General features: G+C 61.8%; 12 protein-coding genes and 1 tRNA gene. 3 read left to right on the top strand and 10 right to left on the bottom strand.

Annotation, left to right across the window (positions count from 1 at the left end):
- Positions 1-242: 242 nt before the first annotated feature.
- The 9 genes from GOX01_RS12845 to GOX01_RS03820 form a co-directional block, all read right to left on the bottom strand.
- Positions 243-395: a hypothetical protein gene (locus tag GOX01_RS12845; protein ID WP_165919956.1), complete on the bottom strand. Its 153-nt coding sequence runs from the start codon at positions 393-395 to the stop codon at positions 243-245.
- A gap of 4 nt (positions 396-399) precedes the next feature.
- On the bottom strand, positions 400-642 hold the full coding sequence (locus GOX01_RS03855; protein ID WP_062268752.1) for a hypothetical protein: 243 nt from the start codon (positions 640-642) through the stop codon (positions 400-402).
- Positions 643-786: 144 nt separating this feature from the next.
- Positions 787-2,103 carry an RNA polymerase factor sigma-54 gene (rpoN, locus tag GOX01_RS03850; protein WP_081107006.1) on the bottom strand — a complete coding sequence of 439 codons (1,317 nt, stop codon included), beginning with the start codon at positions 2,101-2,103 and terminating at the stop codon, positions 787-789.
- A gap of 9 nt (positions 2,104-2,112) precedes the next feature.
- Positions 2,113-2,868, bottom strand: coding sequence for an LPS export ABC transporter ATP-binding protein (lptB, locus tag GOX01_RS03845; RefSeq protein ID WP_011253363.1), 756 nt, complete (start codon positions 2,866-2,868; stop codon positions 2,113-2,115).
- A complete protein-coding gene (locus GOX01_RS03840) occupies positions 2,865-3,824 on the bottom strand; it encodes an LptA/OstA family protein (protein ID WP_024716846.1) in 960 nt (319 codons plus the stop codon). The genes lptB and GOX01_RS03840 overlap by 4 nt, the downstream gene beginning before the upstream one ends.
- Complete coding sequence (gene lptC / locus GOX01_RS03835) at positions 3,821-4,627, bottom strand: LPS export ABC transporter periplasmic protein LptC (RefSeq protein ID WP_011253365.1); 807 nt, start codon at positions 4,625-4,627, stop codon at positions 3,821-3,823. Before lptC ends, GOX01_RS03840 begins: the two co-directional genes overlap by 4 nt.
- Positions 4,624-5,622, bottom strand: a complete 999-nt coding sequence (locus tag GOX01_RS03830) for a KpsF/GutQ family sugar-phosphate isomerase (RefSeq protein WP_062268807.1) — start codon at positions 5,620-5,622, stop codon at positions 4,624-4,626. Before GOX01_RS03830 ends, lptC begins: the two co-directional genes overlap by 4 nt.
- Before the next feature lie 19 nt (positions 5,623-5,641).
- The gene (locus tag GOX01_RS03825) at positions 5,642-6,286 is read right to left on the bottom strand and encodes a ribonuclease D (RefSeq protein WP_011253367.1); all 645 of its coding nucleotides are present in this window, start codon (positions 6,284-6,286) and stop codon (positions 5,642-5,644) included.
- A 63-nt stretch (positions 6,287-6,349) separates the two neighbouring features.
- Positions 6,350-6,436, bottom strand: a tRNA-Leu gene (locus GOX01_RS03820).
- A 110-nt stretch (positions 6,437-6,546) separates the two neighbouring features.
- On the opposite strand from GOX01_RS03820, the gene GOX01_RS03815 reads away from it, so the two are divergent.
- The 3 genes from GOX01_RS03815 to gltB all read left to right on the top strand — a co-directional run bounded on the left by GOX01_RS03815 (position 6,547) and on the right by gltB (position 14,321).
- Positions 6,547-7,569 (top strand): complex I NDUFA9 subunit family protein, encoded by a 1,023-nt coding sequence (locus GOX01_RS03815; RefSeq protein ID WP_228119191.1) that lies wholly within the window; start codon positions 6,547-6,549, stop codon positions 7,567-7,569.
- Positions 7,570-8,364: 795 nt separating this feature from the next.
- Positions 8,365-9,804, top strand: coding sequence for an NAD(P)-dependent oxidoreductase (locus GOX01_RS03810; RefSeq protein WP_011253370.1), 1,440 nt, complete (start codon positions 8,365-8,367; stop codon positions 9,802-9,804).
- Positions 9,801-14,321, top strand: coding sequence for a glutamate synthase large subunit (gene gltB / locus GOX01_RS03805; RefSeq protein ID WP_011253371.1), 4,521 nt, complete (start codon positions 9,801-9,803; stop codon positions 14,319-14,321). Before GOX01_RS03810 ends, gltB begins: the two co-directional genes overlap by 4 nt.
- A gap of 6 nt (positions 14,322-14,327) precedes the next feature.
- On the opposite strand, the gene GOX01_RS03800 is transcribed toward gltB, so the two are convergent.
- Complete coding sequence (locus GOX01_RS03800) at positions 14,328-15,461, bottom strand: acyltransferase family protein (protein ID WP_062269269.1); 1,134 nt, start codon at positions 15,459-15,461, stop codon at positions 14,328-14,330.
- Positions 15,462-15,541: the final 80 nt, after the last annotated feature.

The following is a 15,541-nucleotide window of genomic DNA, read 5'->3' as shown; positions in this document are numbered from 1 at the left end:
CTAACATCTGTAATTTCTCATGCCTGTTGAACGCTTTGGACAAAGCCTTCTTTGTAAAAGATAGGATAAAATTTTAAAATAAAATAGTTAATAGGGAAGGCAATGTTCATCAGAAAGAAAATATCTTCGTGAGGATAAAATAAACAATAATAAATATTATTTTTTATAATAATTGTAATTAAAATACCATTTTAGTGTGAATATATTTATTAAATATCTGAATTTCTTTAAGGGAGTAAATGCTACATTTTATGCTGGATTTTCTTAATTTCAGCCTTGAGAGTATGGATGCGCTCCGGGTCTGATTTCTCAGCGCGGGCGAGGTCGCGTTCGACTTCTTTCAGGCGGTGTTCGAGTTTCTGCTGGGAGGGGAGTTCGTGGGAATGGCCGGTCATGGTCTTACTTCCGTGTCAGGATCTGGGTGGCGAGGGCAGTGATGTCGGCGCTTTCGATGCCTTCGGGATTGCGAAGGGCGCGTTTGGCGATTTCCTTCTGCTCTTCGGTCGCGCCTTCAGCGCCCTTGAGAACGAAATGAGCCAGTTCCTCGACTTCGCTTTTCGTCAGCAGCTTGGGCTGACGATGCGCCTTTTCGGCAAGGTGATGCAGGCTTGAAGATTCGTGGGGGATGGGATCGTTGGACATTAGAAATATTCCTGTCAATTCAGCACCCATAATGGCTGCCGTCTGTCTGTTAAACGTGGTTTGACATAAATGGTTTTCAATAGAGATCTCGAAAATTGGTCTGTCGCGAACCGTATTGAGCGCAGGATGAACTCTTCCGGTTTCTCAGGATATGCGGCGCAGTCTCTTGCGTTGACTGGATTTCGCGATACCAAGACCTTCGCGATATTTGGCGACGGTACGGCGCTGGATGGAAAATCCTTCCTTTTGCAGCAGGCCTGTCAGGGCGTCGTCGGACAGGACGTTATCGCCCTCGGCGGCCACCAGGGCCTGGAGGCGGTGCTGGATGGCATGGGCGCTCTGGGTGGTGCCGTCTTCGGATGCCAGGGCGGTTGAGAAGAACAGTTTGAGTGGAACAGTACCGCGGGGCGTATCGATATATTTGCTGCTGACGATGCGGCTGATGGTGCTTTCATGCAGTTCCGTGCGTTCGGCGATTTCGCGCATGGTCAGGGGGCGGAGCGCGGTCGGGCCGTCACGTAAGAAAGCAGCCTGATGCTGGACGATGGCGCGGCCGACATTCAGGAGCGACTGTTTGCGACTGTGGAGCGCGCGGATGAGGGCCGTCGCTTCGCCTGCGTAGGCCAGCAGCATTCTGCCAGCTTCCGTATGGCCGTCGATCTGCGCGCGCAGTGTGTCGTCGAGCCGGACTGCTGGCAGCAGGCGCGTGTTGAGGGTCAGGCGGAAGCCGGTGCCATTGGGACGGACAATCAGGTCGGGTTCAATAGGCGGTGCGGGTGGTGGCAGGCTGAGGCCAGGGCGCGGATCGAGGGCCTGGATCTCGGCCAGCATGTCCAGCAGGTCATCCTGATCGAGAGCGCATTTTTCACGCAGTCTGCGCCAGTCCCGCCGGGCGAGCAGATCCAGATTGTCGAGCAGGGTCTGCATCGCGGGATCGAGGCGATTACGGACCCGAAGCTGGGCGGCCAGACACTCTTCGAGTGAACGGGCGAAGAGACCTGCGGGTTCGAGATGCATGAGAGTTTGGCGGATCGCTTCGAGTTTCGGTGCGTCCATGCCCAGTTCGGCGGCAAGGTCCGTAACGGAGACGGGGAGGCGGCCGGTTTCGTCGAGACTGTCCAGCAGATGAAAGGCGGCGTGCTGCTCCTCCGGGGGGATGGAGTGGCGGATCTGGAGGATCAGCTCGTCGCGGTCGGACGGAGGCGGAGCTGCCGCTTCCGGGCGGTCGGAGGCGGTGGTGAAGCGGTCCGGGTCGTCGTCGTGGAAGTCTTCCGACGCGGGGACGGCTTCAGGGACTGTGTCGCCGGGCTCCAGGATGAGGAGTGGGTTGGTTTCGCAGACCTGCCGGAGATGCTGGGCGAGATCGGTCTGCGTGTATTGCAGCAGCGCAATCGCCTGACGCAGCTGAGGCGTCATGACGAGAGACTGCGACTGACGCTGGATTAGGCCCGGGACAAGCATCCCGGCATGTTACAGCGAGAAATTCTCTCCGAGATAGACCCGACGGACGTCTTCGTTCGCGACGATGGCTTCGGGGGTACCTTCCATCAGCACCTGACCACCATGCATGATATAGGCGCGGTCAATGACTTCGAGCGTTTCGCGGACGTTATGGTCCGTAATCAGCACGCCGATGCCACGATCCTTCAGATGCGAGACGAGATCACGGATTTCTCCAACGGCGATCGGATCAATACCGGCCAGTGGTTCGTCGAGCAGAATGTAGTTCGGCTGGCTGGCCAGAGCCCGGGCGATTTCCAGACGACGCCGTTCACCACCGGACAGGGCCAGCGAGGGTGAGCGGCGCAGATGGGTGATGCCGAACTCGGCCAGCAGACCATTAAGCATCAGGTCGCGCTTTTCCGGATCGGGCTCGACGACTTCGAGGGCCGCCATAATGTTCTGCTCGACGTTCAGGCCGCGGAAAATGCTGGCTTCCTGCGGCAGATAGCCAACGCCGAGGCGGGCGCGGCGATACATCGGCAGCTGCGTGATGTCGGCGCCGTCCAGCGTAATGGTGCCGGTATCAGGCTGCACGAGGCCAACGATCATATAGAAGCTGGTCGTCTTGCCCGCGCCGTTCGGGCCAAGCAGGCCCACGGCTTCGCCGCGCTGGACCTGGAGCGAGACGTTCTTGACGACGGCGCGCTTCTTGTAGGACTTGCCGATGCCGCTTGCGACGAGACCTGTTGGGGGCGGCGAAGAGGGAATGTAGCTGTCTGTCACTTGGGTGCCTGGCTGCTGTTGGCCTCGTTCGGCACGACGAGCCCCTGGATGGGCGAGTCCGTGCCTGGCAGCATGGTTGCAATGCCGGTCTTCATGTTCACGATGGCCTGCGAGCCGTTGTTCTGGTTCTGGCCCTGCGTGACATGGACATGTCCGATCAGGCGCGCGATCTGGGTATCGAAAACATAGACACCACGGTCACCGGTGCCGGTCTGGGTCTGGGTGCGCAGGACGACATGGCCCCAGCCATAGGCGCGGTCGAGCTTCGAGGCGCCGCCGCCCATCGGGTTGGAGGAATCGGCGGCCTGGGTCGGCTTGGCCGACTGCGGCTGCCCCGGAGCAGGGGCATCGCTGGGTTTGCTGAAGGAAACCAGCACGTCCGCCTTGACCTGCTTGCCGTCATTGGTGGTGACGGTGGCGTCACCCCGGCCCACCGACATGCGCGTTTTCGAATGATATTCCATCACGTCACGTGCCGTCAGGACGTCCTGCGGGGTCGTCAGCTTCAGATGTTTGCCAGTCATGACCATGACCGCCTGATCCATGTCGTACAGGGCATGATCGCCCCAGCCCTGATCGGTCTGGTTGTAGATATGGACGTTGCCGCGGGCCTCGATCCGGTACAGCTCCAGAGAGCCTCCCATCGGGTCGCCGCTGTTATCCTTGGCGGTGGCCGGGGGCGGTGGAGGAGCAGGCTGCCCCGGAGGCGGCGTTTTCTTGCGCAGATATCCGATCAGCGTATCCGCATCGACTGTCACATCTCCACGCACGGCCCGCGCGCCGCCCGTAAGCGTCACGGTCTGGGCGTTGCGGTCGTAGATCTCTTCTTTTTTCCAGAAGAGCTGGACGGCTTCGCCGTGGGACATGTCCAGTCCGTCCGCATGCGCCGGGGCGGGGGGAAGTGCGAGCGGCAGGGCGATGAGGAGGGGGAGGAGGGCTGCGGGGCGGGGGGTCATTTTTCGGTCTTCAGTCCTTGCAGGTGCAGGCGGGCCGCCGCACTCGGAGGGCCGTTGTCATCGTTGCGGACCGTCAGTCCCGGTCCTGTAAACTGCATGATACCTGCATGCTGGTCCAGAAAATAGCCTTGGGCGTCCTGCCGGCCGAAGGGGCCTTCCGCGTGGACCCAGTCGCGCGATGCGATCACGTCGGCCTTGAGGTCGAGATCGGCGGAGGGGCCGTTCATGAGGAGGCCGTCGTCACGGTAGAGCACGACGTGGTCGTCGAGATCGAGCGTCTGTTCGTGCTGCATGTAGACGCCGCGGTCGGAGTGGATATGGGCCCAGGAGTTGCCGGAGAGCTGGATGTCGGCGACGGGATCGACCAGATCCACGCGATCGGGGCCCTGCTGGTGGGTGGTGCGGGCGGTGATCATGTAGGGGTGGTTATGGGCATCAAGGCCGCGATAGGTGGCCTGTTCCATGTTGCCGCTTTCCACGCGCAGGCGGGCCATTTCCTTCAGGGCGGCGCGGTTCTGGTTCATGAGATGGGAAATCTCGGGCCAGGCGGCGATGGAGCTGAGCAGGACGAGGGCCAGGCCCGGCAGCGCCCATTTGGCGAATCCCAGAAGGGAGCGGCGGCGGGCGAGCTGTTCGGCGTCGGGGGCCTGGCGGATGCGCTGGAAGGCTGCGCGGCGCAGGCTGTCGAGGCGGGCGAGGCTCTCGGCGCGGTCGGGATCGAAATCCTCGCGGCGGATGCGGGGCTCGCCGTTTTCGGAACCCGGAGCGTTGGGGCCGGGAGCGTCCGGGTTGGGGCCGTTCATGACAGGCCGCTTCGCAGGAGGTCGTGGACGTGGACGATGCCCGTGGGGCGGCGGTCTTCATCGACGATGAAGAGGCTCGTAATGGGGCGCTCGCGCTGGTTCATGAGCTGCAGCACGTCCTGCGCCAGTGTGGTGGGGGTGGCGGTGACGGGGGCGGCGTTCATGACGTCCTTCGCCGTGGTCGTGTCGAGGTCACCAGAGAGGGCGCGGCGCAGGTCGGCGTCCGTGATGAGGCCCTGAAGTATACCATTGTCATCAGTCACACCCATGCACCCGAATGACTTGCGTGTCATCTCGAGAATGACGGAGCGCAGCGGGAGGCTGCCCTGTCCGAGAGGCAGGGCGTCCCCCGTGTGCATCAGGTCGCTGATGGGGCGCAGGCGGGCGCCGAGGAGGCCGCCGGGGTGGAAGGCGCCGAAATCACGGGCCGTGAAGCCGCGTTTTTCGAGCAGTGCGAGGGCGAGCGCGTCGCCCAGGGCGAGTTGCAGCAGGGTGCTGGTTGTGGGCGCCAGGCCCATCGGGCAGGCCTCGGTGCTGCTGGGGAGGACCAGCGGAATTTCGGAGGCGCGGGCCAGGGCGGAGGTGCCGACCGAGGTGATGGCGATCACGCAGTGGTTCTGTCGGGCGGCATAGGCCAGAATCGCGGCGAGTTCGGTGCTTTCGCCGGAATTGGAGAAGGCCAGGATCAGGTCGCCGGGGGCCACCATGCCGAGATCGCCATGGGCGGCTTCTGCGGGGTGCAGGAAAAGGGACGGCGTGCCGGTGGAGGCGAGGGTGGCCTGAACCTTGCGGGCGATATGGCCGGATTTGCCGATCCCTGTGACGATCAGACGGCCTTCGCTTTCTGCGATGCGGTTCACGGCCTCGCAGAAGGCTTCTCCGAGCGGGCCGGAGAGGGCATGTTCGAGGGCCTGAAGGCCTTCGCGCTCGATGGAGACGGTCTGGAGCGCCGAATCGAGCGCAGTACGGAAGGGGCGGGGCGACGGACGGTGCATGTTCAGGCCAGACCGGAAATCAGGCGCGGTGCGAGAAAATGTCGGGCTCTTCGTAGCCCATGAGGTCCAGCCGGCAGCGGGCCGGAAGGAAATCGTAGCAGGCCTGCGCGAGGTCACGGCGGTTTTCACGGATCAGCATGGCTTCGAGCTTATCCCACAATGCGTGAAGATACAGCACGTCCGAAGCGGCATAGCGGAGCTGGTCGGGGGTGAGGGTCTGTGCGCCCCAGTCCGAACTCTGCTGGTGTTTGGAGATTTCGACCCCCAGAAGGTCGCGGCACAGATAGGCCAGGCCGTGGCGGTCGGTGAAGGTGTAGACCAGCCGGGCGGCGATCTTGGTGCAGATGACCGACGGGATTGTGATGTTGAAGGCGTTCTGCAGGACTGCGACGTCAAAGCGTGCGAAATGCATCAGCTTGGTGACGGAATCGTCTGTCAGGAGGGCCTTGAGGTTCGGGCAGTCATAGCCGCGGCCGCCCATGGAGACCGGTTTGATCTGAACGAGATGGGCTTCACCGTCGCCGGCTGAGAGCTGGACGAGGCAGAGGCGGTCACGATGGGGATTGAGACCCATGGTCTCGGTATCGATGGCGACAAGGGGGCCGAGATCGAAGTCGTCTGGCAGATCGCCGTCATAAAGATGGATGGCGTTCTGCTGGCTCATTCTATTGTCACCAAGTTTTTTTGATCACCAGAGGATCGAGGCGATATGTCGCCTGATCGTCTGTGGTGCCCAGAAGAAGACTCGAACTTCCACGTCCTTTCGGACACAGGTACCTGAAACCTGCGCGTCTACCAATTCCGCCATCTGGGCTCAGAAAGCACCGGTTTTTTTTCAGTTTCCTGAGGCATCCCGGCTCGGTGAAGAGGCGTTTACCCCTGCACGTGTGGGGCGTCAACAGCCAAACTGAAAGAAAAGCAAAAATGCGTACAAATTTTTCCGTAGAGGGCACCGGTGGCGGCATGGATGAGGGGATTTATGAGGGGAGCGGGCCGGACAGGGGCGCGCAGTCCGTGGGGCGCGTTGTGGCGGTTCTGGGCGGCGGGGGCTTTGTTGGCCGCGAACTGGTGGGCCGGCTGGTGGCGTCGGGGCATGTGGTGCGTGTCGGCAGTGGCAATCCCGAGGCCGATCAGGCGCTGGCCCGCTTTCCGGGTGACGGGCGTGTGGAATTCATCAAAGCGTCCGTGAATGACGCGGACTCGCTGGAGCATCTGTTCAGCGGGGCTGATGCGGGAATCAATCTCGTGTCGATCATGTCGCCGGATGTGAAGGCGATGCATCGGGTCAATGTGGAAGGGGCGCGGCTGGCGGCGCTGGTGGCCCGGCGCGAGGGGGTGGAGCAGTATCTGCACATGTCGGCCATCGGGGCTTCGATACAGTCGCCGGGAAATTACGGGCGGAGCAAGGGGCTGGCCGAGCGGGTGGTGCGGGAGGTGTTTCCGGAAGCGGCGCTGTTGCGGCCTTCGGTGATTTTTGGGCCTGAGGACAGTTTCTTCAACATGTTCGCGCTGATTGCCAAGCTCTCACCGGTGCTCCCGGTGTTTGCGGCGGGGACGCGGTTCCAGCCGGTTTATGTTGGGGATGTGGCTCGGGCGGCGATGGCGCTGGTGACGCCGGAGCGTGCGGGCATGACGGTCGAGGCGGGTGGGCCGGATGTGCTGACCATGAAAGAGCTGATGGCGTTCGTGCTTGAGGCTTCGGGGCGGCGTCGCTTCCTGTTGCCGGTGCCGGACTGTGTGGCGAAGCTCGAGGCGGAAATTCTGGAGCCGTTGCCGGGGCATCTGCTGACGCGGGATCAGGTTGTGATGATGGGGCTGGATAATGTGGTGCAGCCGGGGGCGGATGATCTCCAGTCGCTCGGGATTACGCCGACGGCGATGCGGAGTGTGGTGCCGGATTATCTGAAAGGCAGTATTTGTGAGAGCTGGCGGCGGTTCCGTAAATAACGGGCTGTTGCCCTGACTTGTCCTGCGAGGAGTGGGGCGAAGATTTTCCGCTTTGATTAGGGGTGTCCGCCGGGAAAACTTGCGGCGGACTGAACGGCAACGTAACGTCTTTTTGCGGCCTGTTTCAGGCAGGAGTTCAGCCCTGGACTTGGTGGAGCAAAGCTGGTGCGGAAAATTTCTTTAGCCATTCTGTGTTGTTCACTACTGACTTCAGGATGTGCGCAGAAGCCGGTCCCGGTTATGATTGGCGATAAATATTACCTTGCTGGCGATAATCTCTGTGTGAAGTACAAGATTTTGCCGGACGATTCGATATCATGTCTGAGTAAATGGGATAAGGTCACTGGCTCTAGATATGCCATGACGGATCGACAGGTGAGTGATTACATCAAAAAAAGACAGATAATGACCAGGAATATTAAAAACAGAATGCATATGTCGGATTTGGAGTTGCAGATCTACAATCAGCAGCCGTGGCCTCAGTGGCAATAGAAAATGTATTGCCGGGATGTTCGGTTGGGACGCTCGTATGCGTGAACGGGTGGGGTGTAGCGGTTGCAGCACAGGGCCAATGTGTCCCCGATTGACGGGGGTATTGAGGGCGAATGATCCGAAACGGACCTAATAAATTGGATGAAAAATCCCGTTCCTGAGGCTGAGATGGGATAATCTTTCTGAAAGGTCAGTGTCACTGACTGTTATTGGATAAAGTGACGGAATAGCTGCTTTCGGACAGGTCTGATGTGCGTCCGGGGTTTGTGGTCGGGCGGGCATGTTTTGCAGGAGACACGACGCATGGCCGAACGCATGTTGCAGTTCGTTACCCACCCCCAGGTGCTTCCCGAGAAGCGCGATGCGGCTGAACGCCGTCAGGATTTCGGGGAGATTTACCGTGGGTTCGCGCGCAGCCGTGCGGAAGAGCAGGCGTCGCGTTGCTCGCAGTGCGGGATTCCGTTCTGCTCCGTGCATTGTCCGCTGGGGAACAACATTCCTGACTGGCTGAAGCTGACGGCGGAAGACCGGCTGGAGGAAGCGTATGAGATGTCGTCCGCGACGAATACGTTTCCGGAGATCTGCGGGCGGATCTGTCCGCAGGACCGGCTGTGCGAAGGCAACTGCGTCATCAACAAGGGCTTCGAGAGCGTCACCATCGGGGCTGTCGAGCGGTTCATCACGGAAAACGCGTTCGAGCAGGGCTGGGTGAAGCCTGCGCTTCCGGATCGGGATCTGGGGCGCAGTGTCGGGATCGTGGGATCCGGGCCGGCGGGTCTGGCTTGTGCGGAGCGGCTGCGGGCGCAGGGTTATGAGGTTCATGTCTATGAGCGTCAGGACCGTGTGGGCGGGCTGCTGACTTACGGGATTCCGAGCTTCAAGCTGGAAAAGCATGTGGTGGCGCGGCGTCATGCGCTGCTGGAAGAGCAGGGCATCGTGTTCCATCTCTCCACGCCTGTTGGTTCGGGTGAGGGCGAGACATCGCTTGAAGATCTGCGGGCGCGGCATGATGCGGTGTTTCTCGCGACGGGTGTGTATCGCTCGCGCGATGTGAAGGTGCCGGGGGCCGGGCTTGAGGGTGTTGTCGATGCGATCGACTTCCTGACGGCGTCGAACCGTCGGGGCTATGACGAAGATCCGGGCGAGGACGCAGCACTTCATGCGAAGGGGCGTCGGGTCGTGGTTATTGGTGGTGGTGACACGGCCATGGACTGCGTGCGCACGTCGATCCGTCAGGGTGCCGAGCGTGTGACCTGTGTTTACCGTCGGGACCGGGCGAACATGCCGGGGTCGCGGCAGGAAGTTTACAATGCCGAGGAAGAAGGCGCGCATTTCGAGTGGCTGGGCTCGCCGGAGGCGTTTCTGGGCGATAGCAGTGTGTCGGGTGTGCGGGTGCTGAAGATGCGGCTGGGGGCTCCGGATGCGTCGGGGCGCCGGTCTATTGAAGGCACGGGGCAGCATGACGTGATCGAGGGCGATCTGGTCATCAAGGCTCTGGGGTTTGATCCCGAGGATCTGCCGGGGCAGTTCAATGAGCCTGAGCTGGCCGTGACGCGCTGGGGCACGCTGACGGTGCCGCCGGGGGGCTTTGAGACGAGCCTGCCTGGTGTGTTTGCCGGGGGCGATATCGTGCGCGGGGCGAGCCTGGTCGTCTGGGCGATCAAGGATGGCCGGGATGCGGCCGATGCGATCCATCATTATCTGACTGAAACAGTAACCGGTTCTCTGGAGGCCGCGGAATGACACAGAATAACGATTTCATCCGCGAGTATGCCGAGAATGTCGAGCGCCTGAAGGGGCTGTATGACCCGTCGCAGGAACGCGATTCCTGTGGTGTGGGTCTGGTCGCGTCGCTGGATGGCAAGCCGTCGCGCAGTGTGGTTCAGGCGGGTATCGAGGCGCTGGGCAATATCTGGCATCGCGGTGCGGTCGATGCCGATGGCAAGACCGGCGATGGTGCGGGCATTCATGTGGAAATCCCGCAGGATTTCTTTGCCGAGGCGATCCATAATGGCTCCAGCGACGATACGATCGACGGGCGCATTGCGGTAGGCATGGTGTTCCTGCCCAAGACCGATCTGGGGTCGCAGGAGCGGGGCCGTCAGATCATTGAGACGGAGATCCTGAACTTCGGTTACGGGATTTATGGCTGGCGTCAGGTGCCGATCGATACGGCGTGTATTGGCGAGAAGGCCAACCAGACGCGGCCGGAGATCGAGCAGATCATGATCCGCAACCGGCTTGGCCGGTCCGAGGATGAGTTCGAGCGTGACCTGTATGTGCTGCGCCGGCGGATCGAGAAGCAGGCGACGGCGCAGCAGGTTGATCTGTATGTGTGTTCGATGTCCTGCCGCTCGGTGATCTACAAGGGCATGTTCCTGGCGGAGAACCTGACGGATTTCTATCCGGATCTGCTGGATGAGCGGTTTGTGTCGCGGTTTGCGATCTACCATCAGCGGTATTCGACCAACACGTTCCCGACCTGGAAGCTGGCCCAGCCGTTCCGCAAGGTGGCGCATAACGGCGAGATCAACACGATTTCCGGCAATACGAACTGGATGCGCTCGCATGAGACGCGGCTCGCGCATCCGGAACTGGATCCGTACATGGCGGATCTCAAGCCGGTCGTGCAGGCTGCGGGTTCGGATACGGCGGCGCTGGATAATGTGTTCGAGCTGCTGACTTTCGCCGGGCGGGATGCGCCGATGGCGAAGACGATGCTGGTGCCGGCCTCTGGCGGTGCGAACTCGGCGATGTCGGACGCGGCGCGGGCGCTGTTCCGGTACTGCAATGCGGTGATCGAGCCCTGGGATGGTCCGGCGGCGCTGTGTGCGACGGATGGGCGCTGGGTTGTGGCGGGGCTGGACCGTGCGGGTCTGCGTCCGCTGCGGTACAGCATCACGCAGGATGGTCTGCTCATTGTGGGGTCCGAGACCGGGATGGTTCGGGTGCCGGATGCGCGGGTCAAAAGCCGCGGGCGGCTTGGTCCGGGGCAGACGCTGGCGCTGGATCTGAAGGAAGGGCGGCTTTACCAGTCCGAGGAACTTCTGGAGATGCTGGCGTCGCGTCAGGATTTCCGGGGCTGGGTGAAGCGGATCCGCGATATCGAGCCGATTGTGCGTGATGTGGTTGAGCCGGAGGCGCTCGATCCGGATCTGCTGCGGCGGCATCAGGTGGCGGTCAGTCTGACGCATGAGGAGCTGGAGACCATTCTGCACCCGATGGTGGAGAATGCGGCCGAGGCTCTGGGGTCGATGGGCGATGATACGCCGCTTCAGGTGTTGTCCACGATCTATCGCGGGCTGGCGCATTATTTCCGTCAGGGGTTTAGTCAGGTCACGAATCCGCCGATTGATTCGCTGCGTGAGACGCGGGTGATGAGTCTGGTCACGCGGCTGGGCAATCTGGGAAATATCCTCGATCAGGCGCCGGAGCAGTGTGATCTGTTGCAGTTGCCGAGCCCTGTCCTGACGATCGGTGAGTTCGATGAACTGCTAAAGGTCTGTGGTGAGAATGCGGGTGTGATCGACTGCACCTTCCCGGCTGAAGAGGGTGAGGAAGGTCTGCGGGCGGCGATTGCGTCCATCCGGGCGCAGGCTGAGGATCATGTTCGTGGTGGGTGCACGCATCTGTTCCTGACGGACGACAATACGGATGCGACACGGGTTGCGATTCCGATGATCCTCGCCACCGCGGCCGTGCATATCCATCTGGTGCGCAATTCGCTGCGGACGTTCACGTCTCTGAACGTGCGGACGTCCGGGGCAATCGACGTTCATGCGATTGCGGTGACGATCGGTGTTGGGGCAACGACGGTGAATCCGGCTCTGGCGCAGTATTGCGTGGCGGACCGGCTGCGGCGCGGGCTGTTTGGCAAGATGTCGCTGCGTGAGGCGATGGAGCGGTATCGCAAAGCCGTGGACAAGGGTCTGCTGAAGATCATGTCCAAGTCGGGCATTTCGATCATTTCGGCTTATCGTGGCGGATATAATTTCGAGGCGATCGGGCTGTCCCGCGCGCTGGTGGCAGAGTTCTTCCCGGGCATGCCGTCGCGGATTTCGGGGATTGGGCTGCCGGGGATTGCGCGTAACATTCTTGGCGCGCATGCGGCGGCGTGGAACCGGAAGGTTGAGGCTCTGCCTGTTGGTGGGCGTTACAAGCTGCGGCGTCAGGGTGAGACGCATGCGTTCTCGGGGCAGCTCGTGCACATGCTTCAGAGTGCAGTGACGGCAAACAGCTTTACGCTGTACCGGCGTTATGCGGATGCGGTGCGCCAGATGCCTCCTGTGGCGCTGCGTGATCTGCTGGATTTCAAGCCGGCCCATGCGCCGGTTCCGGTGGACGAGGTGGAGAGCATCACGCAGATCCGCCGTCGTCTGGTGGCGCCGGGGATTTCGCTGGGCGCGCTGAGCCCGGAGGCGCATGAGACGCTGGCGATTGCCATGAACCGGATCGGTGCGAAGTCCGATTCCGGTGAGGGTGGCGAGGATGCCGAGCGCTCCAAGCCGCGTCCGAACGGGGACAATGCGTCTTCGGCTATCAAGCAGGTGGCGTCCGGGCGTTTTGGCGTCACCGCGCAGTATCTGAATGACTGCCGCGAGATCGAGATCAAGATGGCGCAGGGTGCGAAGCCCGGCGAGGGCGGGCAGCTTCCGGGCTTCAAGGTCACGGAGCTGATCGGTCGTCTGCGTCATGCGACGCCGGGGGTGACGCTGATTTCGCCGCCGCCGCATCATGACATCTATTCGATCGAGGATCTGGCGCAGCTCATTTATGATCTCAAGCAGATCAATCCGACGGCGACCGTGACGGTCAAGCTGGTGGCGCGGACCGGTATCGGCACGATTGCGGCCGGTGTGGCGAAGGCCAAGGCGGATGCGATCCTGATTTCCGGCCATTCGGGCGGGACGGGTGCGAGCCCGCAGTCTTCGATCCATTATGCGGGTCTGCCCTGGGAAATGGGGCTGTCGGAGGCGCATCAGGTGCTGATGCTGAACCGGCTGCGTCATCGTCTGGTGCTGCGGACTGATGGTGGCATCAAGACGGGGCGTGATGTTGTCATGGCGGCGATGCTGGGCGCGGAAGAGTTCGGTATCGGTACGGCGGCGCTTGTGGCGATGGGCTGCATCATGGTGCGTCAGTGCCACTCCAACACCTGCCCGGTGGGTGTGTGTGTGCAGGACGAAAAGCTGCGGGAGAAGTTCGGGGGATCGCCTGAGAAGGTTATCAACCTGTTCACGCTGATTGCGGAAGACATCCGGCATATTCTGGCGGATCTGGGTGTGCGGTCTCTCGAAGAGGTGATCGGGCGGACGGATATGCTGCGTCAGGTGTCGCGTGGTGCGGATTATCTGGATGATCTGGATCTGAACTCGCTGCTGGTTCAGGCCGATCCGGGCGGTCATGCGCGGTTCTGCACCCGTGAAGGGCGCAACGAGGTTCCCGAGACGCTGGACGGGCAGATCATCCCGGATGCGACGGCGCTGTTCGAGCGTCGGGAGAAGCTGCATCTGCATTACACGGTGCAGAACACGCATCGTGCGATCGGGACGCGGGTTTCGGGGCTGATTACGCGCAAGTTCGGCATGAAGGAGCTTCCGGAAGGGCAGCTCACGCTGTCGCTGCGGGGGTCTGCCGGGCAGTCTCTGGGTGCGTTTGGTGTGCAGGGGCTCAAGATCGAGGTCGAGGGCGATGCCAACGACTATGTCGGCAAGGGGCTTTCGGGGGCGACGATTGTTGTCCGCAAGTCACCGGCGGCGCAGTGGGCGTCCGAGCAGAGCGCGATCATCGGCAATACGGTTCTGTACGGGGCGACGGCGGGGACGCTGTTTGCGGCCGGGCAGGCGGGTGAGCGCTTTGCGGTGCGTAACTCCGGTGCGACGGCTGTGGTCGAGGGTTGTGGCTCGAATGGCTGCGAATACATGACCGGCGGGACGGTCGTGATCCTTGGGGAGACGGGCGACAATTTCGGCGCCGGCTTCACGGGGGGCATGGCTTATGTGCTGGACGTGAAGGGGCTGTTCGAGGCGCAGATCAACCCGGATACGGTGATCTGGAACCGCGTTCAGGCCGGCAGCCGCTGGGATCAGGAGCTTCGGGCGCTGGTGGAGCGGCATGTGGCGGAGACGGGCAGCACCTATGCCGCGGATCTGCTGCATTGCTGGGAGCGGACGCTGGAGCGGTTCTGGCATGTCGTGCCGCGCGATTATGCGCGGATCATCGGCTATGTTCAGGAAGACCTGTCCCAGCTTTCGGCCTGACGGGCGTTATCCCTGCCTGGGACGGAGTTTCAGGCAGGGGCGTTCCACGAGGCGCCATGACAGGATCGCACCGCCGATGGTGGTCAGGATCGTGAGGATCAGGGCGTGTCTGCGTCCGAGGCCGTAGCGGGCCTGAAGGTCTCCTGCGGCCAGGGCCAGCGGGAGATGGCACAGATAGAGTGCATAGCTGTGGGTGCTGATGCTGCGGACTGCCGGGCCGATCAGGGGCGGCAGGGTTCGCAGGCGCATCATGGCGGGCATGCACAGGGCATAGCCCAGTCCCGTGACATCAAATGAGGCTATGGCGCCGAAGCGCGGGGGCCAGAGGGCACCATCTCCGGTGTTGCGCCACCAGACGGTGAGCACGATCGCGGTGCCTGCGGCGGCGAGCAATGTGCTGTAGCGGGTGATGGCGGGTTTGCACCGGTAGAGCCAGGCGGCGGCGATGCCCCATGCAATCGAGTCGAAGCGGCAGGGAACGATTTTGCTGGTGACTTCGTCCCAGTTGACGGCTGTGGGGAGCGACAGGCGCCAGCAGAGCGGGACGATGAAGAAGGCCGCGAGTGTGGTTCCGAAGGCTGTGGCGGGTCTGATCCGGCAGGCCAGGAGCGTGAGCAGCAGGGCGGGGAAGGCGATGTAGAACCATTCCTCCACGCAGAGCGACCATGTGACGCCGTACCAGTTCGAGACCATGGGCCAGCCGAGACTCTGCGTCAGGGTCAGGAACCAGGGCAGGGCGTGGCGGGCTTCATCCCATCGCACGCCGTAGGGGCCGAAATAAGCGAGCGGGATGAGCAGCGCGAACAGCCAGAAATAATAGGCGGGCAGGGTGCGCAGCCAGCGGCGGAGCAGGAAGACGCCCCAGCCTTTCAGGGAGGTTCCGCGTTCCAGCAGGTCCAGCATGATCGTGCCGATCAGGAAGCCGCTGAGGACGAAGAACAGCATCACGCCGTAGAAGCCGAGCACCGCCAGATGGAATGGGAGGCTGTGGTGCCACCAGGAAGAGAACAGGATTCCGTCATGGCAGATCAGGACATCGAGGATGGCGACCGTGCGCACCAGATCGGGACCTGCGATTCGCGCCTTCAGGTTTTCAAACGATGTCAGTGTCTCTGATGCCTGGGGGGGGTATATTTGCATGAAGTGGCGGAAGATCCGGGGTTGCGGGCTTTGCGGCGGTTTTACACTACGGTTTTGTCATCAACATCCCGTTTGACGGG

The sequence above is a fragment of the Gluconobacter oxydans genome (assembly GCF_006539685.1).
Lineage (GTDB): Bacteria > Pseudomonadota > Alphaproteobacteria > Acetobacterales > Acetobacteraceae > Gluconobacter > Gluconobacter oxydans.
The sequence above is the reverse complement of the archived record's forward strand: the minus strand, read 5'-3'. Positions and strand labels throughout refer to the sequence as shown.